21 protein-coding genes are annotated in these 19909 nt (G+C 62.7%); 11 read left to right on the forward strand and 10 right to left on the reverse strand.

The window, feature by feature from the left end; translation table 11 throughout:
* Positions 1-17: 17 nt before the first annotated feature.
* From GGQ68_RS18385 to GGQ68_RS18400, 4 genes are read right to left on the reverse strand one after another with little or no spacing between them, the layout of a single operon-like run.
* A complete protein-coding gene (locus tag GGQ68_RS18385) occupies positions 18-497 on the reverse strand; it encodes a DUF6505 family protein (protein ID WP_183968581.1) in 480 nt (159 codons plus the stop codon).
* Entirely contained in the window at positions 494-1195 is a 702-nt protein-coding gene (locus GGQ68_RS24410) for a biotin/lipoate--protein ligase family protein (protein ID WP_183968583.1), read from the reverse strand. Before GGQ68_RS24410 ends, GGQ68_RS18385 begins: the two co-directional genes overlap by 4 nt.
* Positions 1192-2283, reverse strand: a complete 1092-nt coding sequence (locus tag GGQ68_RS18395; RefSeq protein WP_183968585.1) for an Mrp/NBP35 family ATP-binding protein — start codon at positions 2281-2283, stop codon at positions 1192-1194. Before GGQ68_RS18395 ends, GGQ68_RS24410 begins: the two co-directional genes overlap by 4 nt.
* Entirely contained in the window at positions 2249-2440 is a 192-nt protein-coding gene (locus tag GGQ68_RS18400; protein WP_183968587.1) for a DUF6494 family protein, read from the reverse strand. Before GGQ68_RS18400 ends, GGQ68_RS18395 begins: the two co-directional genes overlap by 35 nt.
* Positions 2441-2496: 56 nt before the next feature.
* Here GGQ68_RS18400 and GGQ68_RS18405 point away from each other — a divergent pair, with 56 nt between their 5' ends.
* A complete protein-coding gene (locus GGQ68_RS18405; RefSeq protein WP_246429425.1) occupies positions 2497-3234 on the forward strand; it encodes a cytochrome c family protein in 738 nt (245 codons plus the stop codon).
* A 2-nt stretch (positions 3235-3236) separates the two neighbouring features.
* On the opposite strand, the gene GGQ68_RS18410 is transcribed toward GGQ68_RS18405, so the two are convergent.
* Positions 3237-5180 carry a 4Fe-4S binding protein gene (locus tag GGQ68_RS18410; protein ID WP_183968591.1) on the reverse strand — a complete coding sequence of 648 codons (1944 nt, stop codon included), beginning with the start codon at positions 5178-5180 and terminating at the stop codon, positions 3237-3239.
* Positions 5181-5550: 370 nt separating this feature from the next.
* On the opposite strand from GGQ68_RS18410, the gene GGQ68_RS18415 reads away from it, so the two are divergent.
* From GGQ68_RS18415 to GGQ68_RS18455, 10 genes are all read left to right on the forward strand, one after another.
* A complete protein-coding gene (locus GGQ68_RS18415; protein ID WP_183968746.1) occupies positions 5551-6084 on the forward strand; it encodes a DUF3305 domain-containing protein in 534 nt (177 codons plus the stop codon).
* Positions 6081-6728: a DUF3306 domain-containing protein gene (locus tag GGQ68_RS18420; protein ID WP_183968593.1), complete on the forward strand. Its 648-nt coding sequence runs from the start codon at positions 6081-6083 to the stop codon at positions 6726-6728. Before GGQ68_RS18415 ends, GGQ68_RS18420 begins: the two co-directional genes overlap by 4 nt.
* Positions 6725-7324 (forward strand): TorD/DmsD family molecular chaperone, encoded by a 600-nt coding sequence (locus GGQ68_RS18425; protein ID WP_183968595.1) that lies wholly within the window; start codon positions 6725-6727, stop codon positions 7322-7324. The genes GGQ68_RS18420 and GGQ68_RS18425 overlap by 4 nt, the downstream gene beginning before the upstream one ends.
* Positions 7325-7427: 103 nt before the next feature.
* The gene (locus GGQ68_RS18430) at positions 7428-7610 is read left to right on the forward strand and encodes a twin-arginine translocation signal domain-containing protein (RefSeq protein ID WP_183968597.1); all 183 of its coding nucleotides are present in this window, start codon (positions 7428-7430) and stop codon (positions 7608-7610) included.
* A gap of 151 nt (positions 7611-7761) precedes the next feature.
* On the forward strand, positions 7762-10800 hold the full coding sequence (locus tag GGQ68_RS18435) for a formate dehydrogenase subunit alpha (RefSeq protein ID WP_183968599.1): 3039 nt from the start codon (positions 7762-7764) through the stop codon (positions 10798-10800).
* 12 nt (positions 10801-10812) lie between these two features.
* Complete coding sequence (fdh3B, locus tag GGQ68_RS18440) at positions 10813-11406, forward strand: formate dehydrogenase FDH3 subunit beta (RefSeq protein ID WP_183968601.1); 594 nt, start codon at positions 10813-10815, stop codon at positions 11404-11406.
* A 120-nt stretch (positions 11407-11526) separates the two neighbouring features.
* A complete protein-coding gene (locus GGQ68_RS18445; RefSeq protein ID WP_425502987.1) occupies positions 11527-12783 on the forward strand; it encodes a formate dehydrogenase subunit gamma in 1257 nt (418 codons plus the stop codon).
* Entirely contained in the window at positions 12783-14030 is a 1248-nt protein-coding gene (locus GGQ68_RS18450) for a c-type cytochrome (protein ID WP_183968750.1), read from the forward strand. Before GGQ68_RS18445 ends, GGQ68_RS18450 begins: the two co-directional genes overlap by 1 nt.
* Entirely contained in the window at positions 14027-14155 is a 129-nt protein-coding gene (locus tag GGQ68_RS24645; RefSeq protein WP_281374900.1) for a hypothetical protein, read from the forward strand. The genes GGQ68_RS18450 and GGQ68_RS24645 overlap by 4 nt, the downstream gene beginning before the upstream one ends.
* Positions 14156-15481: a sigma-54-dependent transcriptional regulator gene (locus tag GGQ68_RS18455; protein WP_183968603.1), complete on the forward strand. Its 1326-nt coding sequence runs from the start codon at positions 14156-14158 to the stop codon at positions 15479-15481.
* Here the strand turns inward: GGQ68_RS18455 and GGQ68_RS18460 are convergent.
* The 5 genes from GGQ68_RS18460 to GGQ68_RS18480 are packed head-to-tail and all read right to left on the reverse strand — an operon-like array spanning position 15478 to position 19882.
* Positions 15478-16689, reverse strand: coding sequence for an AGE family epimerase/isomerase (locus tag GGQ68_RS18460; protein ID WP_183968605.1), 1212 nt, complete (start codon positions 16687-16689; stop codon positions 15478-15480). The two genes, GGQ68_RS18455 and GGQ68_RS18460, sit on opposite strands and share 4 nt — an antisense overlap.
* Positions 16690-16698: 9 nt before the next feature.
* On the reverse strand, positions 16699-17568 hold the full coding sequence (locus tag GGQ68_RS18465; protein WP_183968607.1) for a helix-turn-helix transcriptional regulator: 870 nt from the start codon (positions 17566-17568) through the stop codon (positions 16699-16701).
* 21 nt (positions 17569-17589) lie between these two features.
* Positions 17590-18411, reverse strand: coding sequence for an ABC transporter substrate-binding protein (locus GGQ68_RS18470; RefSeq protein WP_183968609.1), 822 nt, complete (start codon positions 18409-18411; stop codon positions 17590-17592).
* A 24-nt stretch (positions 18412-18435) separates the two neighbouring features.
* The gene (locus GGQ68_RS18475) at positions 18436-19176 is read right to left on the reverse strand and encodes an ATP-binding cassette domain-containing protein (RefSeq protein ID WP_183968611.1); all 741 of its coding nucleotides are present in this window, start codon (positions 19174-19176) and stop codon (positions 18436-18438) included.
* A complete protein-coding gene (locus GGQ68_RS18480; RefSeq protein WP_183968613.1) occupies positions 19169-19882 on the reverse strand; it encodes an ABC transporter permease in 714 nt (237 codons plus the stop codon). The genes GGQ68_RS18475 and GGQ68_RS18480 overlap by 8 nt, the downstream gene beginning before the upstream one ends.
* Positions 19883-19909 lie beyond the last annotated feature (27 nt).

The raw sequence follows: 19909 nt of genomic DNA on the forward strand, positions 1-19909 counted from the left end.
CGTTCGCGCCAGCCGCGTCACTCGTCCGGCGTCATGTGAACGGCAAGCTGGTCAAGCTCTGCCTCCGGTGCCTCGATCACGCGAAACACCTCGCGCACGCCACCGTCTGCGAGTTCGCGCGCGACGGTCAACAGCGTGTTGGGATCATGTTCTTCGCACAGGTCGGCCATGTGGAAGAGCTCCTCACGCGCGACGGGGCGGGCGGCATCGACCGACGGCGCACCGTAGTAGGTGACGAAATGCTCGGCCAGCGTGACCTCCAGCGTTGCCAGCTCCGCAGCTTCGATGCTGGTCACGGCGACAAATGTCACGCGCCCGCCGGTTTCCAGCCCAAGCCAGCCGTTGGCAAAAGCCTGACGTTGCTTGCCGGTCAGGTCGTCCTCGGTCCAATCGGAAAACTCGAAGCCGCCAGTGATGCACCATTCGCCGGTGCGCGCAGGTTTGGCAAAGACGAAGGTGTCGCTTTCGTCGAAATGTATGGCGCGGGCCAGTTTCACGGTGTGTCCTCCAAAAGGGTGGTCAGCGGCACCAGATGTGTGTCGATGTTGTCGCGGATCAACATGCCAAAGTCCTCGTCGACGCCAAGGAATGTGCCGCTGTGGGCGTTCTGCGTGATGTCTTCGCCGACCCCATGCACCAGCCCGCGCCATTCGGCGTTGAGCGGGCGGGGGCCTTCGTCTTCCCAGCGGGCGATCCAGAGCAGGCTGTGCCGTGCCCATGCTTCGACCAGCGTGGCCGGGTCCACATCGGCGCAGCCCTCGGCATATAGCGCGGTGCGGTCGGGGTCATTGCCGGTTTCCGAGTCAAGTGGCAGCAATGCCAGATCCCATCCCACGACGATCCAGTCCGGCACCGCAGCGGGGTCGGTGTCCGAGGCAAAGACCCGCAGCCGTCCGCAGCGCGCCCCGTTCACCCGGATCGCGCCGCCCCATTCCAGATGCACGGACACCTCTGGCGGAGCGAGCGCGCCAAGCGCGTTCTGAAATCCGACACCACACAGCGGCATCATGGTCATGGCTTTGGCCAGAGGCACCTCCGGCGTCATGACAATGGCCGCCCCCACCTGATCCGCGGCAATCCGGTGCGTCACCAGCCCGGCATCGACCCCTTGGATGGCGCGCATGATGGCGGTCTCTGCCGGATCGCCAGAGACCGCCTCGCCATACATCGCCGGAGGAAAGGCCAGATTGCTCATGCGACGCCCTGATCCACCAGCGCCTGCGCCACTTTCATGAAGGCCTGCGCCTGCGGGCTGTCGGGCTGGCTGACCACGATGGGCGCGCCACCATCCGACGCAAGACGGATTTGCAGATCCAGCGGAATTTCTGCCAGCAGCGGCACTCCGAGCTTGGCAGCCTCTGCCGCGACGCCACCGTGGCCGAACAAATGTTCCTCATGCCCGCAGTTGGTGCAGATGTGCGTGGACATGTTTTCGATCATGCCCAGCAGCGGCACATTCATCTGGCGGAACATGTCGATGCCCTTGCGCGCATCCAGCAGTGCCACGTCTTGTGGCGTGGAGACCACGATGGAGCCGTCGACCTCGGTCTTTTGGGCCAGCGTCATCTGCACGTCGCCGGTGCCCGGCGGCAGGTCGATGATGAGCACGTCAAGCGCGCCCCACTGCACCTGCATCAGCATTTGCTGCAAAGCCCCCATCAGCATCGGACCGCGCCATGCGACGGCCTGACCTTCGTTGGTCATCAGGCCCATGGACATCATGGTGACGCCGTGGTTGCGAAGCGGCAGAATGGTCTTCCCATCCGGGGATGCGGGACGCCCTGACACGCCAAGCATGCGCGGCTGCGACGGGCCGTATACATCGGCATCCAGCAGGCCCACACGGCGGCCCATTGCGGCCAAGGCACAGGCGAGGTTGGCGGATACCGTGGATTTGCCCACGCCACCCTTGCCCGAGGCGATGGCGATGATGTGATCCACGCCCGGCACCTTTTGCGGGCCCTGAGGCTTCGGCTTTTCCTTTTTGGCACCCAGTCCGGGGGGCGGGGCGTCGGCGGTCAGCGCGATGTTGACCGTTCCCACGCCTGCCTTGGCCAGCGCCGCTTCGGCCTTGGCCTTGATCGGCTCCCAGGCTTCGGTCTGCCCAGGCGGCACTTCGAGCACAAAGCGCACGCCGCTGTCGGCCACGCCAAGGGCGCGCACCACACCAGCGGCCACAATGTCGCCACCCTGTGGGGCGTCAATTGTTTTCAGGATGTCTAGAACGTCTTCACGGGTTGCCAATGGATTACTCCTGACCCTTGATCTCGCCCGTGACGTCATGCGTCAGGCCAAGCTCGGGAATGGTGATGGTGGCCTTGACGGCGTAAGTCTGGCCAGCGGTGTCGGCATTGCGCATGGCGTCTTCGATGGCCTGCTGCGAGGTCACGCCGACCTGCTTGAGGAACTTGCGCATGGACATATTGAATTCTTCGCTCATGAGGAGACTCCTGTGGACGTTGACGCATGGGGTTGGCGGCGAATAGGCTGGCTGCCATGCGCATCTGGTTGTTGATACTGGCCCTTGCGGTGCTGCCCTTCAAGGTCGCGGCACAGGAAAGACAGGTCTTGTTGTTCGCCCCACCAGCTTTGGTGGAAACAGGGGTGATGTCCTACATCCTGCCGCGGTTCAAGCTGAAGACGCAGATCGCGGTGCAGTTGGTCGATGATCCGGCGCAGGCTCAAGTGGTTCTGGGCGACGTGGGCACGCCGGTCTTTGAGGGGGCCGGTCAGGTTTGGGCGTTCCAAGTGACGCAGCCCGGTGGCTGGACGGACCGCTTTGCCGGTTGGCTGGCCGGTGAGATCGGGCGCGATACGATTTTGTCTTATGCGCCTGGTGGAACTGCAGTCTTCAGGCCTCCGCCAAAGGTCGCGCAGCCCGTGGCCGAGGTTGATCTGGTGGGCGACCCGGCGCTGGGATTGCAGGTGTCGCGTCTGAAATGCGCGCGCTGTCACGCCGTCGATGAAGACACGCGGCTGACCGACATCGGCTCCACCCCCAGTTTCGCGCTGCTGCGCGGCTTTGCAGATTGGCAAGCGCGGTTTATCGGGTTTTATGCATTGAACCCGCACCCGGCCTTTACCCAGATCGACGAGGTGACGCCGCCCTTTGACGCGGCGCGCCCCAGCCCCATCTCCCCCATCCAAATGACGCTGGAGGAGGTGGAGGCCGTGCTGGCTTATGTTGGTGGGCTGGCTCCCGCCGATCTGGGCGCCCCCTTGCAAAGCCAGTAGGATCAATGGTCGCGCCGCTTTGAGAGATAATCATCGGTGGTGCGTGGGCGCGGCCGCTCGGCCCCGGTAAAGGGGTTGTTTTCGGAGTGTACCTGCGCGTTCACGCGGCAGTCGTCGCACATCTGGATCATGCGCAACTTTTCCCCGCCGAACATGGAATGCCCCTCCAACTTGGCCGTGATGCGTTCGACCGTGGATTTCACCCCAAAGAGCGCGCCGCATTCGACGCAGGGGAACGGTTCCTCTTCCTTGAGCACGCGCTGTGTCAGGGCCTGTGGCGTCAGATCCAGACGCGGTTCCAGCGTAATGGCATTTTCCGGGCAGGCGGTGGCGCAGATCCCGCACTGCAGGCAGGCATCTTCCTGAAAGCGCAGCTCTGGCCGGTCGGGGTTGTCGCCCAACGCACCTGAGGGGCACAGCGACACGCATGACAGGCACAGGGTGCAGGCGCTGTCATCGACCAACACGGCACCGTAGGGGGCGCCTTCGGGCAACGGCAGGACCGGCGCATCAGTCAAGGCTCGGGCCGCTTGTCTGGTGATCTGGCGACGGGTGCCCAAAGGACGCACGGGGGTGGCCACCGGAGCGGGAACAGTTTCATCAAACAGCGCGTCGCTCAGTGCGTCCGGGTCGGGCGTGTCGATGATCTGGACCGTTTCGGCGCCACCGATGGCGCGTGCCAGCTGGGCCTGCGCGGTGATGGCGTCAAGGTCTGCGGCGCGGTCCGGAAGCAGCGACACGGAGGCAAAACCAGCCGCCAGCCCGGCCACCATCTCTGCATGGCCAAAGACGCCAACCTTTGGCAGTTCCATCGGGATCACATCGGCGGGGAGACCTCGTCCGTGGCGGGCCGATAGGCGGATCATCTCGGCGCCGTGCGCGTCATGGACCAGAAGGCGCGGTGCGGTGCCGCCCGCGTCGAGGTAGGCTTTGGCCAGGGTCTGCACCCGCTGCATCACCAGATCGACCGGCGGCGCGTCAAAGCTGATTGCACCGGATGGGCAGGCCGCTGAGCACGCGCCGCAGCCCGCACAAATGGCCGGATCGACAGAGACGTGCTCGCCATCCGGGGTGATCGCGCCCGTGGGGCACAGGTCGAGACACCGCGTGCAGCCGACTTGCTCCGCACGCGAATGGGCACACAATAGCGCTTCGGTGCGCACATGCATCGTCTTTTCAAAGGTGCCGGTCAGATGCGAAGCGGCCAGCAGCGCCGCCGTCACCGCGCCGGTGTTTCCGGGATCGGCGCGCAGGTAGCCATCGCGCTTTTCATGGGCCGGAAAGAGGGGGCTTTCTCCGCGCAGATCCAGCAGGATGTCACAGGTGGCAGTGCCGCCGTCACGCGGGTCTGTCAGGGTCAGCGGGCCACGCCCGGCGGGATCAACCATGCGCAGGGCGTCGATGACCACCTCGAACCGGCCAAGCGCGCCACTGGCGCGGCGTAGAGTCCCGGTGATGACGTCGAAGGCACGGGTGTCGGGCACCTCTGATCCATCGGGCAGCAGGACGGTAAGACCCAGGTGATCCTTGAGCTGGTCGGCTGCGGCGAGAGCCACGTCCGGCGAGCCAAGGATCAGGCACATGCCTTCGGAAAGTATGTCGAACGTCTTTTCCGGCGCGGCGGGCAGCTGCGCCTCTGCCAGCAAGGCGGACATTTTGGGTAGTTTTGTGGCGCCATCATCGGACCATCCCGCCCGGTCCCGCAGGTCGAGCAGGGCGGGCGGGGCGAGGCCCAATTCGTCTGCCAGAGCGGTGAAGGTGGCCTCTTCCTGGGTGCAGGAGAAAATCACATCCCCCGAGGTCAACGCCTCTGCCGCGAGGTCGATCTCTCGGGTGCAGAGCGCCGAGCAGGGGGCGCGCACGTCGAGTCCACTGGCCTGCGACAGGCCATCGGCATCCAGGTCGTAGGTGCCGAGACAATCGCATGTTATCAAGGTTTTAGCCACGAATATTCTCCCTGTCAGATCGGCCTCTGCCGGGGTCCGGAGCGCGCGATATTCGGGCTAGCTACACATGATTCGAGGGGGGTCACAACCGCTTTCCGATCCGTGGGTACGGCCGAAATCCCGCTGTCCGATGTCCCGACAGGGCGACTGATTCTGCGATTCGCAAACCGCCCTTTTTCTGAGCGAAAAAGTCGGGTTGGACAGATTGTCCGAAATGGCCCTAGGTGGCTGTATTGTCCGGTCAAAGTGGCCCGAAATCGGGTTCGGTGTGCCGTGGTGTGCGAAATTGCTTTCGCCGCCGGAGATCCTGCGCCACGGTCAGCTCACAGGGAGGACCGCCGTGATCAAAAACCCGAAGGCCTATCGCACAATGCGGGTGGGGGTCGTCCTGAGACGGACGCCCGGTGTTACCCGTTGGGCGAAATGGGCCTGGAACGTGGTCGCCGTTCTGCCCGGTGCCGGCCCTGCGTCGTGGAGGGAGCTGCGCCGCGAGGGTGAGGCTGTGGAATACCACGCCGACACGCCGGTCCTGGAGCTGCATGGCGCAGAGGCAGAAGCCTACTTGAGCGGGTTGAGTTCGGAAATTCCCAGTCTTTACGTTGTGATGCGCGCAGCCGAGGGCGAGTGGCCCTATGAGGTGCTCCGGGTCACGGCCTCGCCGTATGAAGCGCAGGATTACACCGACAGCGGCGAGGAGCTGGTTGAAAAGGTGCCTATGCCGCACGGCCTGATCGCGTGGGTTCGCTCCTTCGTCGAGGAATTCTACGAGGAAGAGGTGTTCATCAAGCGCAAACGGGATCGGCAGCGGGTCGATCTGGTGCAGGACGGTGTCGGCGATCCACGCGTCGACAAGGCGGCTGACATCTACGCGTCGCCCGCGCAAAAGCGGAGGCGGATCCAATGAGCCGCAGTTTCTGGGGACGCCGTCGCGCCGGCGTCGTCGAAGAGGCCCGGGCCGAAGAGGCGGCGCAGGTGGCCGCTGTCGAAGCCGCGCAGGAGCAGGCGTTGGCCGAGCGCTCGGATGACGACCTTTTGGCAGAGGCCGGTATGCCGGAGCCGGAGGCGCTGGCCAGCGCAGAGCAGGTGCAGGCGTTCCTGAAGTCAACGCTGCCGCAACGGCTGAAAACCCGCGCGCTGCGGCGTCTTTGGCGGCTGAACCCGGTTTTGGCGAACCTGGATGGGCTGTTGGAGTACGGCGAGGATTACACCGACTCTGCAACCGTCATTGAAAACATGCAGACTGTCTATCAGGTCGGAAAGGGCATGTTCGACAAGGCCGAGGAGGCCGCGCGTGCGGCGGAGGCCCGGGCGCAGGACGCTTTGGCGAAGCTCGATGATCCGTCCGACGACGCGGATGCGCCCGAGGGATCGCAAGGGTACGATGACGAATTGCCCGATCCGCCGACGCAGCTTGCCACGGCTGAGCCCAACGCTGAAGACACAGCGCCAGATCATTTCGCCTACGAGACAGATATCGAAGAACCGCCGCTGCCCGTCACCGCGCGCCGGATGCGGTTCCGTTTCGATGACATGGAAGGACGCACATGACTGCTGCACCCGCCGCCACCATTGCCGAAGAAGACCGCCTGCGCGCGGACCTTTATAACTTTCTGGGCCTGATCCTGTCGAACCCGCCCGATGAGATGCTTCTGGCGCAAACGGCGTCTCTGTCGGGCGACGACACGCCCTTGGGGCAGGGGATCACCACGCTGGCCAAAATGGCGAAAGTCACGAAGCCGAAGACAGTCACCGCTGAATACAATGCGCTGTTCATTGGTCTGGGACGCGGCGAGCTGCTGCCCTATGCATCCTATTACATGACTGGTTTTTTGAATGAAAAACCACTTGCGGCGCTGCGCCAGGATATGACGCGGCAGGGGTTGGCTCGCGCTGAAACCGTGTTCGAGCCGGAGGATAACATTGCCTCCTTGATGGAAATGATGGGCGCGTTGATCGTCGGCCGCTTCGGCACGCCTGCGGACCTGGGTCAGCAACGCGACTTTTTCAACAAGCACATCGCTCCCTGGGCGGGGCATTTCTTTAACGATCTCGAAGGGGCCAAGGGGTCAGTATTCTACGCGCCGGTCGGCCGCATCGGTCAGGCCTTCATGGAGGTCGAGACAGAGGCGTTCCGCCTCAGCTGAGTTTTGAACCGGTCGGGACAGCCCGGCCAAACGAGCGGCATGCAAACGTGCCGGAATCCGACTGCGCGATCCCAGATGGCGCAATCCCCAAAGGGAGAAAACCATGTCAGAAAAACAGGCCACGCGCCGCGATTTCCTGAAATTGGCCGGCACCGCTGCCCCCGCTGCTGCCGTGGCTGTTGCCACAAGCGGCACCGAGGCACAGGCCGCAGAACCCGATCTGTCATCGAACACGATGCAGGACACCGCGCACACACGTGCGTATTATGCCAGCGCTCGTTTCTGAGGGCTGGATAAAAGACTTCAGCGCCCGCCGCCCGGCGGACCTGCCAACCGACGAGAGGCGACTGGTTGCGTGAGGCCCGACTGCCCGACGTCATTGAGCCAACCAAGCAAGCAAGGGCGTGACGCCCGAAGCGCGCAAGGGAGAGAGACACATGCTTAGGAAAAAGACCAACGGGGTTGCGCGACGCCCCCAGCGGACTTCGATCCTGTCCGAGGTTGCAAAGACCTCGGTTGACCGCCGCGGGTTCCTCCGTGGGTCTGGCCTGGCGATTGGCGGCTTGGCCGCGATTGCCGCCACAGGCGGAACCGTTCAGCAGGCCAGCGCAGCGACAGCGGCCAGTGGCAACACAGAGATCAAGAAATCCGTCTGCACCCACTGTTCTGTGGGCTGCACCGTGATTGCCGAAGTGCAAAATGGCGTCTGGACCGGACAGGAACCCGGCTGGGACAGCCCGTTCAACCTTGGCGCTCACTGCGCAAAGGGCGCATCGGTGCGCGAGCACGCCCACGGCGAACGCCGCCTGAAGTACCCGATGAAGAAAGTCGCCGGGGAATGGGTTCGTGTCTCTTGGGAAGAGGCTATCAACGAGATCGGCGACCAGATGATGTCGATCCGCGAGGAAAGCGGCCCGGATTCGGTCTACTGGCTCGGTTCGGCCAAGCATAACAACGAACAGGCGTATCTCTTCCGGAAGTTCGCGGGTTACTGGGGCACGAACAACGTCGACCACCAGGCGCGGATCTGTCACTCGACCACCGTTGCGGGTGTTGCGAACACATGGGGCTACGGCGCCATGACCAACAGCTACAATGACATCCACAACAGCCGCGCGATCTTCATCATCGGGGGCAACCCCGCCGAAGCGCACCCGGTGTCGCTCCAGCACGTGCTGAAGGCGAAGGAGCAGAACAACGCGCCGCTGATCGTCTGCGACCCACGCTTTACGCGGACTGCCGCGCACGCAGACGAGTTCGTGCGGATGCGTCCCGGTTCGGATGTGGCGCTGGTCTGGGGCCTGCTGTGGCATATCTTCGAGAATGAGTGGGAGGACAAAGAGTTCATCCGCACCCGTGTCTGGGGCATGGACCAGATCCGCGAAGAAGTCGCCAAGTGGAACCCCGAGGAGACCGAGCGGGTCACCGGCGTTCCCGGCTCCCAGCTGGAACGCGTGGCGCGGACTCTGGCAAACAACCGTCCCGGCACTGTGATCTGGTGCATGGGTGGCACGCAGCACACCACCGGCAACAACAACACCCGCGCGTATTGCATCCTTCAGCTTGCTCTGGGGAACATGGGCACCGAGGGTGGCGGCACCAACATTTTCCGTGGCCACGACAACGTGCAGGGTGCGACGGATCTTGGCGTCCTGTCCCACACACTGCCGGGATACTATGGCCTGTCAAAGGGCTCATGGCAGCACTGGACCCGCGTCTGGGGCGAAGACTTCGACTGGCTGAACGCTCAGTTCACCAAGATGAAGGGCGCCGACGGCAAGGACAAGGATCTGATGTACGAAACCGGTATCCCGGTGTCGCGCTGGATCGACGGTGTTCTTGAAGACGCGGAGAACATGGATCAGCCGAACAAGGTTCGTGCCATGGTGCTTTGGGGTCACGCGCCGAACTCTCAGACCCGTATGGTCGAGATGAAGAAGGCGATGGAGATGCTGGACATGCTGGTCGTGATCGACCCGTATCCCACCGTTTCCGCCGTGTTGCACGAGCGCACTGATGGTGTCTACCTTTTGCCGGCTTGCACACAGTTCGAAACCGAAGGGTCTGTCACAGCCTCTAACCGGTCGATCCAATGGCGTCAGAAAGTTGTCGACCCGATCTTTGAGTCAAAGACGGATCACGAAATCATCGGTCGCTTTGCGAAGAAGTTCGGTTTCCATGACCGTATGTTCCGCAATATTGCCATCGAGGACGACGGCGTGACCCCGAATATCGAGGACACGACTCGCGAGTTCAACCGTGGCATGTGGACCGTCGGATACACCGGGCAAACGCCGGAACGGCTGAAGACGCACATGGCGAACCAGCACACCTTTGACCGCACGACACTGCGCGCGCAGGGTGGGCCTGCGGACGGGGACTACTATGGTCTGCCGTGGCCGTGCTGGGGCACCGCTGATATCAAGCATCCCGGTTCGCCCAACCTGTACAACATCAACCTGCCTGTGAAGGACGGCGGCTTGCCGTTCCGTGCGCGCTACGGTGTTGAACGCAACGGTGAAAACCTTCTGGCGGAAGGCGTGTCCAACCCCGGTGCGGATATCCAGGACGGGTACCCTGAATTCACCTATCAGATGCTGGTGGATCTGGGCTGGGACGGCGACCTGACCGAGGAGGAGAAACGCTCCATCGCGACAGTGGCCGGAATCCAGATGGCAGAAGCCATGGAAGGTGATCCATCGGCCGAGCCGAACGGCCTGTCCGAGGGCGATGGCACGCAAGGTGCGGCAGAGGAAGTGGGCGAACAGTCCATGTCTCCGTTCCCGTCGGATTTCAACGCCAAGGCTGGCGGCGTCAACTGGAAGACCGACCTGTCGGGCGGCATCCAGCGGGTGGCGATCAAGCACGGCTGCGCGCCTTACGGCAACGCCAAGGCGCGGACCGTGGTCTGGACCTTCCCGGACCCGGTTCCGGTTCACCGCGAACCTTTGTACACCAACCGGCGCGATCTGGTCGAAGACTACCCGACCTACGAAGACCGCAAGTTCTACCGTCTGCCGACCATGTACGCGTCGATCCAGAAGCAGGACTTTTCAAAGGACTACCCGATCATCCTCACCTCCGGGCGACTGGTGGAATACGAGGGTGGCGGGGATGAAACCCGGTCGAACCCATGGCTTGCGGAGCTTCAGCAGGACATGTTCATCGAGATCAACACGCGCGATGCCAACAACCTTGGTGTGCGTGATGGTGCGATGTGCTGGGTCGAAGGTCCCGAAGGCGGCAAGGTCAAAGTGATGGCGATGGTTACCGAACGGGTCGGCGAGGGCGTAGCCTTCATGCCGTTCCACTTTGGCGGCCATTTCCAAGGCGAAGACCTGCGGTCCCGCTACCCCGAAGGCGCGGATCCCATCGTGCTTGGGGAATCCACTAACACGGCGCAGACCTACGGCTATGACTCTGTCACGCAGATGCAGGAAACCAAAGCCACGCTCTGCAAGATCATGCCGGCATAAGGAGAGACACACATGGCAAGAGCAAAGTTCCTCTGTGACGCCGAACGTTGCATCGAATGCAACGCCTGCGTCACCGCCTGCAAGAACGAGCACGAGGTGCCGTGGGGCATCAATCGCCGCCGCGTGGTGACCATTCAGGACGGGAAACCGGGCGAACGCTCGATTTCCGTGGCCTGTATGCACTGCTCGGATGCGCCCTGTATGGCCGTTTGCCCGGTGGATTGCTTCTACCAGACCGATGACGGTGTGGTGCTGCACTCCAAAGACCTGTGCATCGGCTGCGGCTACTGCTTCTACGCGTGCCCCTTTGGCGCGCCGCAGTATCCGCAGGCGGGCAACTTCGGTTCGCGCGGCAAGATGGACAAGTGTACCTTCTGCGCCGGGGGCCCGGAGGAGAACAATTCCGCTGTGGAATTCTCCAAATACGGACGCAACCGGATCGCGGAGGGCAAGCTGCCCATCTGCGCCGAGATGTGTTCCACCAAGGCCCTGCTCGCCGGTGACGGCGACGTGGTGTCGGGCATTTACCGTGAGCGCGTCGTCGCGCGTGGTTTCGGCTCCGGCGCCTGGGGTTGGGGCACCGCTTACGATCAAAAGGGCGGCTGACCGCTTGGTAGGCTGGGGTCGCCCCGGCCTACAACATCGCACCACGGGCGCGGTCCACATTAGGGCCGCGCATATGACCTATGTGGCGTCCAGAAGCGACGCTGAGCGACGAGGTTCAACATGACAGACCGTGCCAAGCGCACTTCCCGCGGATTTTGGGCCCTGCTTCTGGTGATGGCTGCCCTCGCTACTTTCTCTTTTTTGATGGCCCCAACAGTGCCGACGACGGTTGAAACCGATCTGGCCGAGGCGCGCGGGGCCACCGGCGGCGCGCAAACGCTGCAGGATATCCTGCGCCGTCAGGAGGGGCTGCCCGTCGACGACAGCTTCCGTTCCGACAATGTGGGGGGGGACGCGGTTCCGCCGCGCAATCTGTCACCGTTGGGGACATCTTCGGATGCCGACCTGTGGCGCGCCATTCGCTACGACAAATTGCCGGACGCCCATGTGTCCACCGACACCGAAGTGGGTCAGGTCATGATCCAGGATGGTGGTATGGCGTGGCTGCAATTCCGGGCCGGTCCATTGCGTACCTATGGCGGCTGGCTGCTGCTGGGCACCATCGGCCTGCTGGCGCTGTTCTTTTTCCTTCGTGGGCGCGTCATGATTGACGGTGGCAAAACGGGCCACACAGTCGAACGCTTTCACATGGTCGAGCGTGTGAACCACTGGATGACCGCAGCGTCCTTCTTGCTGCTGGGCTTCACCGGGCTCTTCACGTTGTTTGGTCGCAAATTTCTGATTCCGATCATGGGGCACGACGCCAACTCGGTGCTGTTGACCGTGTCGAAATATATCCACAACAACGTATCCTGGGCGTTCATGCTGGGCATCATATTGATGTTCGTGATGTGGGTGGCGCACAACATTCCCAACAAGCTGGACCTCGTTTGGTTCAAGCAATACGGCGGCATTGTGGGCAAGAACCACCCACCGGCTGAAAAATTCAACGCCGGTCAGAAAATGATCTTTTGGTCCGTGGTGCTTTTTGGCGCATCGCTGTCGGTGTCGGGTTTGTCGCTGCTGTTTCCGATGGATCTGCCGCTGTTTGCCAAGACCTTCGGCATTGCAAATGATCTGGGCCTGCCGTCTCTGATCGGGATGGACCCGCTGCCTGCCGCCATGGCCCCGCAAGAAGAGATGCAGTTGGCGCAGCTGTGGCATGCGATCATCGCCTTTGTAATGATGGCAGTAATCATCGCGCACATCTACATCGGTTCCGTGGGGATGGAAGGTGCGTTCGATGCGATGGGCAGCGGGCAAGTTGATGAGAACTGGGCCGAACAGCACCACTCCATCTGGTACGAGAAGAAGAAGGCAAAGGGAGAGGCGACCGCCCCGGCGGAGGCCGTAACGCGCACAGAACCGGCGGAATGATGCGCTGGCTGGCGCTGGTCCTTGCTCTTGCGTCACCCGTTTCGGCGCAGGAGTTCACCACGCTCAAGGGACACGGCGGGCCGATCATGGGCATTGCCGTGTCACCTGAGGGGCGTGTTGCAACGGCCAGTTTCGACAACTCTGTCGGACTTTGGGATAGCAGTGAACCGCAATGGCTGGAGGGGCACGAGGCTGCCGTGAACACGGTGATTTTCGGCCCCGCGGGCGTCATATCCGGTGCGGATGATTTCACTGTTCGGGGGTGGCCCGAGGGGCAGATCATCGCGCAGCACAGGGGCAAGGTGACATCTCTGGCGCTTCAGGGAGGAGCGCTTGCCAGCGGCAGTTGGGACGGGACCATCCATCTGACATCAAAGACGGGCGTGCAGGTTTTGAATGCGCGGGACGGCGTGAATGCCGTGGCCTTTGGCGAGGGCGCGCTGTTTGCCGGCACCTCCGCCGGAGCATTGATGCGGTATGCAGACGGCGCGGCGTTGCCACTGGTGCAGCACGGCTTTGGTATCAACGAACTGATCGTCACCTCCGAATGGATCGCCTATGGCGCAGTGGACGGCGGCACTCGGATCATCGACCATGACGGGGCAGAAATTGCCGATGTGACGCTGGACCGCCGTCCGATCCTGGCCATGGCCTATCACGCGGCGACCCATCAGCTCGCCGTGGGGGACGGGCAGGGCTACATCATGATGCTGGACACGCGAGATTGGCAGATCAGCCGAGATTTTCGCGCCACGCGGCAGGGTCCGGTGTGGGCACTGGCCTTTTCGCCGGATGGGCAAACGATATGGGCCGGCGGCCTCGATGACGTTGTCTACGGCTGGCCGGTGGAGGCGTTGGACGCTTTCACCCCCGGTATATCCGGCGACCGCAGCTTTCTGCGCGACGCTGACACCATGTCAAACGGGGAAAGGCAATTCATGCGCAAATGCTCTATTTGCCATGCGCTGACCCCTGGCCCCAGTCGGAAAGCGGGTCCAACCTTGCACGGGGTTTTTGGGCGCGCTGCCGCGACAGTTCCGGGATATATCTACTCTGACACACTTAAGGGGGCCGGGATCGTCTGGACGGAGGCCACCATCAACGCATTGTTTGACCAAGGGCCGGATCACTATATCCCCGGCTCGAAGATGCCCATGCAAGTGATCACAGGCGCGCAGGACCGCGCCGATCTGCTGTCATGGCTGAAATCGGCCACATCGGCCCATACGGAAGAAGGTGATAAATGAAGGCAGTCATACTCGGCATACTGGCCGCGGCGGTGATCGGCGTGGGCGCGTGGTTCGTGCTCAATTCGCTGGACCTGACGACGGCCCAGTCCCATGCGGATGATCGCAGCGTCAGGCTGGACTGAATGGCAGAAGACTACGGCAGCGACCTTGCGGGGGCGTCCATCCTTGTGGTGGATGACGAACCGGGGATGCGCAACTTTCTGTTCAAGACGTTGCAGCCGCGGGTCAAGCGCGTGGAATTGGCCAGTTCGCCCGAGGAAGCCTCGGTCAAGCTGGACGAGTGCCATTTCGACCTCGTGATCCTCGACAATGTGATGCCGCGCAAAACAGGGTTGGAGTGGGTGACGGAACAGCGAAAGCTGGGGTTTCTCGCGGATACGATCCTGATCACGGCCTACGCGGACCTTGAAACCGCCATTGCCGCATTGCGGGCAGGTGTGTCGGATTTCGTGTTGAAGCCGTTTCGCGCCAACCAGATCCTTGGCTCTGTGGCACGCACGCTGGACCGTAAGTATCTGCGGCGCGACAATACCTTGCTGCGCCATGAACTGAAGGTGGACGGGCAGGGCAAGCTGCTGGGGACCTCTGCTGCGCTTTCCGAAGTGCGGAGCCTGTTGCGAAAACTCGCGCCGCTGCCGACGCCGGTGCTGTTCACCGGGGCTTCCGGCACGGGAAAGGAACTCGCCGCGCGAACCTTGCATCAGGCGTCGGATCGGGCGGAACGGCCCTTTGTCGCGGTGAACTGTGCCGCGATCGCACCGGATCATATCGCGCAGGAGCTGTTCGGCATCAACGGGCCTGGGGATGATCTGAAACCGGGATTGTTCCTGTTGGCGGATGGCGGGACGCTGTTTCTGGACGAAGTGGCGCAGATGCCCGAGGTCGTGCAGGCCGCACTGTTGCGCGCGCTGGAGGATCAGCGTGTGCGACCCGTCGGCGCGGAGCGTGAGTTCCCTTTGAACCTGCGTCTTCTGTTCGCCACCAATGCTGATCCGGAGGAGGCCGTGGCGCAGGGGCGGTTCCGCGCTGACCTCTATCACCGCATGAATGTTGTGCGCATAGACATGCCGCCGTTGAAAGATCGACTGGAGGACATCACCGAACTGGCGGCTTTGTTCATGCAGCAATCAGCGACATCCTTGGGGCTTCCCGCGCTGGATTTGTCCGCCGACACGCTGCTGAAACTGTCACGCTACCACTGGCCCGGCAACGTGCGGGAGTTGAAGAACCTTATCGAACGTTCGGTGATCCTTGGGGAATTCCCGCAGGAGTTCGCGGGCGATTCAAAGGTGACAGGCGCCCGCGCGGTGGAGAACCTCGAACAGGTCATGCAGCGGCATATCCTGCATGTGCTTGACCTGTGCGACGGCAACCGTGCCGAGGCCGCGCGGCGGCTTGGGGTCTCGCGCAAGACCATAGACCGCCGCGTTTCCGCCTGGGAGGATTAGAGCCCGCGCAGCCCCTCGTAAATCTGAGCACGATCAGGGATCAGCGGCAGCAGGTCCGCTTGTAGCGCGTGGTAGATGTCGGGTTTGCCGATGAATTGCCGTCCCGTCGGGAGGTTGTCGTCGTCCAGCTCCGGGAACCAGCCGCCATGGGTTTTGTCGATCAGATGCGCATCGGCAAACTGCCAGAGCTTGCGGTACCATGCCGCGTCTTCCTCGGTCCCGCCGGATTTCAGCAGGGAGGCCAAGACGCCGATGCCTTCTGTCACGGGCCACCAGTAGCGGTCGGTGATGGCGGGTGCGCCATCGAAATCGATCGTGTAGATCAGTCCCCCGCGAGCCTCGTCCCACGCGTGGTGCAAGGCGCGATAGATGATCTTGCGCGCGCCCTCTGTGACGTCTGTGTCAGTCAAGGCGCCCCATTGCATCCAAAGCCGCGCCCACTCCAACGAATGACCCGGCGTGTGCCCGGCGGGGCGAAACATCGGATCGCCCGCGTAGGCGCGGTCAACCTGCCAGTCAGAATTGTAATGTTCCGGAATGCGCCAGTCGTACTGTGGGGCCGTCTTGTTCAAGAAGAAGTCCAGAATGCGTCCGGCACGGTCCAGGAAATGTTTGCGCCCGGTGGCCTCGAAGGCAGAAAGCAGCGCCTCCACTCCGTGCATATTGGCATTCATGCCGCGATAGTCCGAAAAGGGTTGCCAGTCGCGGGTGTATTCATCGGCGAAAAGGCCGTTGTCGTCCTCCCAGAAACGCTGTGTCAGCACTTGGTCGGCTTGATCCAGCAGGCCAAGCGCTTGGGAGTGCCCGGCGGCGTAGGCGCTGCTGGCAGCGAGCAGGACAAAGACATGCCCATAAGCGAGCTTGCGCGCGTCGTGCACTGTGTTGTCGTCCACGGCCCAGAGCCAGCCGCCGTGATCGGCATCGTGGTGCTGATGCGCGATGGTGCTGAGCCCGTGCTGGATCATGTCGTCGCCCGCATCCAGCCGCGCCAGCTTTCCCAAGGCAAAGCTGTGCACCATGCGTGTTGTCGCGTGAAGCTCCTGAACCTTCGTGCCCATCGGCGTGCCATCCAGCTCCAACTGGTAAAATCCACCCGCAGGCCGCTTTGCTTTGCGGAAAAAGGCGAATTGCCGTTCGGCATCGGCGCGCAGGGCCGCGCGGTGGGTGTCGTCATCCAACCAGCGGTGCGCGGTGTCTTGTCCAATCATATCGTCTCCTCAGGCGTTCCAGCGTACCGTTCCAAGACCGGACAGATCATAGCCGCCCATACGCTCGGCGCGGAACATCATAGCTTCCGACTGGCAAAAGGTCATCAGCCGTTGCATCGGGGTGTCAAACCATGCGCGGCGGTTCACCAACAGATCAAAACGTTCGTCGATCAGCGGCACAAACGGCAAGCCGAAGTCCCGCGCCACGGATTCCAGTCCAAGCGTGGCATCGGCATCGCCGCGCGCCAGGGTCTGTACGGCTTCTGTTTCGGTGCGGGCGATGTCTGTTTGCGTGAGGGTGCTGAGCGGCAACCCGGCACGCTCTGCCAGATGGCGAAACAGCACACCGCTGCCGGAGTCCGGTTGTCGTGGAACGACACGCCGACCCTTCAGGTCAGCCATGGCCGCGATGCCCTGCGCGTCACGGCCGAGCACCAGCCCACGAGAGCGGGTGGCGAAACGCACAAGGACGGCGTTCTGGCCACTACAGTCCCGGGCAACGCGTGGAATGTTCCATGCGCGCCCGTCGGCGTCGAGGATGTGCAAACCGGCGGCCACACCTTCGCGCCTGCGAAAGCGTGCCAACCCGTCGGATGAGCCGTCGAAGTAGCTCGCCAGGCCACAGCGGGATTCCCGGATGGCCCAGTCGAGCAAGGGATCGTGGCTGCCCAGGACGACTGAGGGCCGAGGTGGTTTGCTGACGGCGCCTTCGGAATGCGCATCGAGCCACGCCCGAACCCCTTGGGCCGGGAACAGCAGCTTGCCGGTGGCGCGCGTGCATGGCACCTCGCCGGTGGAGGCAAGGTCATAGACCTTGCGCTCCTTTATCCGCAGCAGCTCTGCCAGTTCTGGCACCGTCAGAAATTCCGGCTCGCTCATGGTTCAACCCCTTTTGGGGTCTTAGCTACCCTGTTCCGGCGCGTTGGGAAAGAACAGCTGCTGGCCGTCAACCATGTAGGCGGCGATGGCCTCTTGCCCCTCGTCCGAGATCAGCCAATCGTTGAAGGTCTGAGCCGCCTCGACATTCACGCTGGGACATTTTTCCGGGTTCACAGGGATCACGCCATATTGGTTGAACATGGCCTCATCGCCCTGAACTGCGATCTGATAGTCCTGCTTGTTTCCGAAGTTGATCCATGTGGCGCGGTCGGTCATGACGTAGGCGCCCATACCGAGGCCCGCGTTCAATGTTGCGCCCATGCCAGAGCCGGTCTCGCGGTACCAATCGCCCGACCCGCTGGCAGTGTCTACGCCTGCAGCCTTCCACAGCGCGACCTCTTTTTTATGCGTGCCGCTGTCATCGCCGCGGGACGCGAACAGCGCTCCCTGTTCGGCGATGGTCGCCATTGCAGGCTCCACATCGGTCATGCCCGCGACGCCTGCAGGATCATCTGCCGGTCCGACGATGATAAAGTCGTTGTACATCAGGTCGGTGCGCGTGGTGCCGCCGCCATCCGCGACAAACTTTTCCTCTGCCGGTTTCGCATGGACCAGAAGCACGTCGCCATCACAGTTAGCCGCGTTCTTGATTGCTTGACCCGTGCCGACGGCGACCACGTTGACCGTGATGTCTGTCGCTTCGGTAAAAATCGGCAAAAGATAGTCATACAGACCCGAATTTGCGGTCGAGGTGGTGGACTGCACGATGATCGACTCATCGGCCAGTGCGTACATGGGGGCGGTCGCCAGCAGGGCTGCCAGCGTCAATTTCGTAAGTTTCATATTTTCTCCCAGTGGTTTAAGCAATCAAACGACGATCCTGCCGTTGATGAAATCCCGCGCCACAGCACTTTGCGGTCGGGGAAAGAACTGATGTGCGGGGCTGTGTTCCGCCACACGGCCGCGGTGCAGAAACACCACATCGTCGGCAAGGCGGCGGGCCTGACCGACGTCGTGGGTGACAAGGATCACCTTCACACCTTGATGGGCGGCTTGCGTGATAATGCGTTCGATGGCGAGGACAGAACCGGGATCGAGGCTTGCGGTCGGTTCGTCCAGAAGCAGCACCTGAGGGTCAAGCGCCAAGGCGCGCGCCAGGGCAAGCCGCTGGGCTTCGCCGCCTGACAGGGCGCGGGCCGGCTGGCGGGCTTTGTCCAGCAACCCGACATGGTCCAGAAGCGCATCACGGCGAGAGCGGTCGCCGCGCCGCGCCTTCAGCACGAAATCAATGTTTGCGGCGACGGACCGGCGGAGCAATACGGGCTTCTGGAACACCAGCGCCTGGGTGGAGGTCTTGGCCTCGGCGGGCGTGTCATTCCATGTCACTGTGCCGGCGGTGGGGCGGATCAACCCGTGCATCAGGCGCAGCGCCTGTGTCTTGCCCGTGCCGTTCGGGCCCATCAAGGCCGTCACCCCGTGCGTGTCGATACAGAGGTTCAAACTGTCCAAAACATGACGGCCACCAAGCGACAGCCTTACATCCCGCATCCGCAATGCGGGCGCGGTCTGCTGCGCGCTTTTGTTCGCCGGGAAGGTCATGTCACGCATGGGCCACCTCCTGCGCCGCGCCACGCATCCGCAGGCCCTGCACCAGTGCATTTACGCCAAGCGCGATGATCATCAGCACCAGTCCCAGCGCCAGCGCCAGCGCGAGCTCGCCCTTGGACGTTTCCAGCGCGATGGCGGTGGTCATGACACGTGTCAGATGGTCGATGTTACCGCCGACGATCATCACCGCGCCGACCTCTGCCACGGCGCGGCCAAATCCCGCCAGGGCCACGGTGATCAGCGCCATACGCCCATCCCAGAGCAACGCTTGCATGATCTGCCAGCGGGTCAGGCAAAGAGAGCGGAACTGTTCTGCATATTCGTCGTGCAAGGTTTCCAAAACCTGCCGCGACAACGCGGCCACGATGGGCGCGATCAGGATTGTCTGTGCGACAATCATTGCCGTCGGCGTGTAGAGAAGTCCAAGAAACCCAAGGGGGCCGGCACGCGACAAAGCGAGGTAAACCAGCAGGCCCACGACAACTGGCGGCAGACCCATGAGCGCGTTCACGACGACCAGAGCCGCGCCCCGTCCCGGAAAGCGCGTGATCGCCAGCAACGCGCCGAGTGGCAGTCCGATCAAACAGGCCAGCAGGCAGGCCGACAAGCTGACACGCAGGGACAGACCGACGATCTCAATCAGATCGGCGGAGGGGTTGAGCACGAGCCCAAAAGCGAGCCCAAAGGCGTCCCCGAAGTCCTGCATATTCTCCGTAGCCCTCCCGGCCAATCT

Source organism: Sagittula marina (assembly GCF_014196795.1).
GTDB lineage: Bacteria > Pseudomonadota > Alphaproteobacteria > Rhodobacterales > Rhodobacteraceae > Sagittula > Sagittula marina.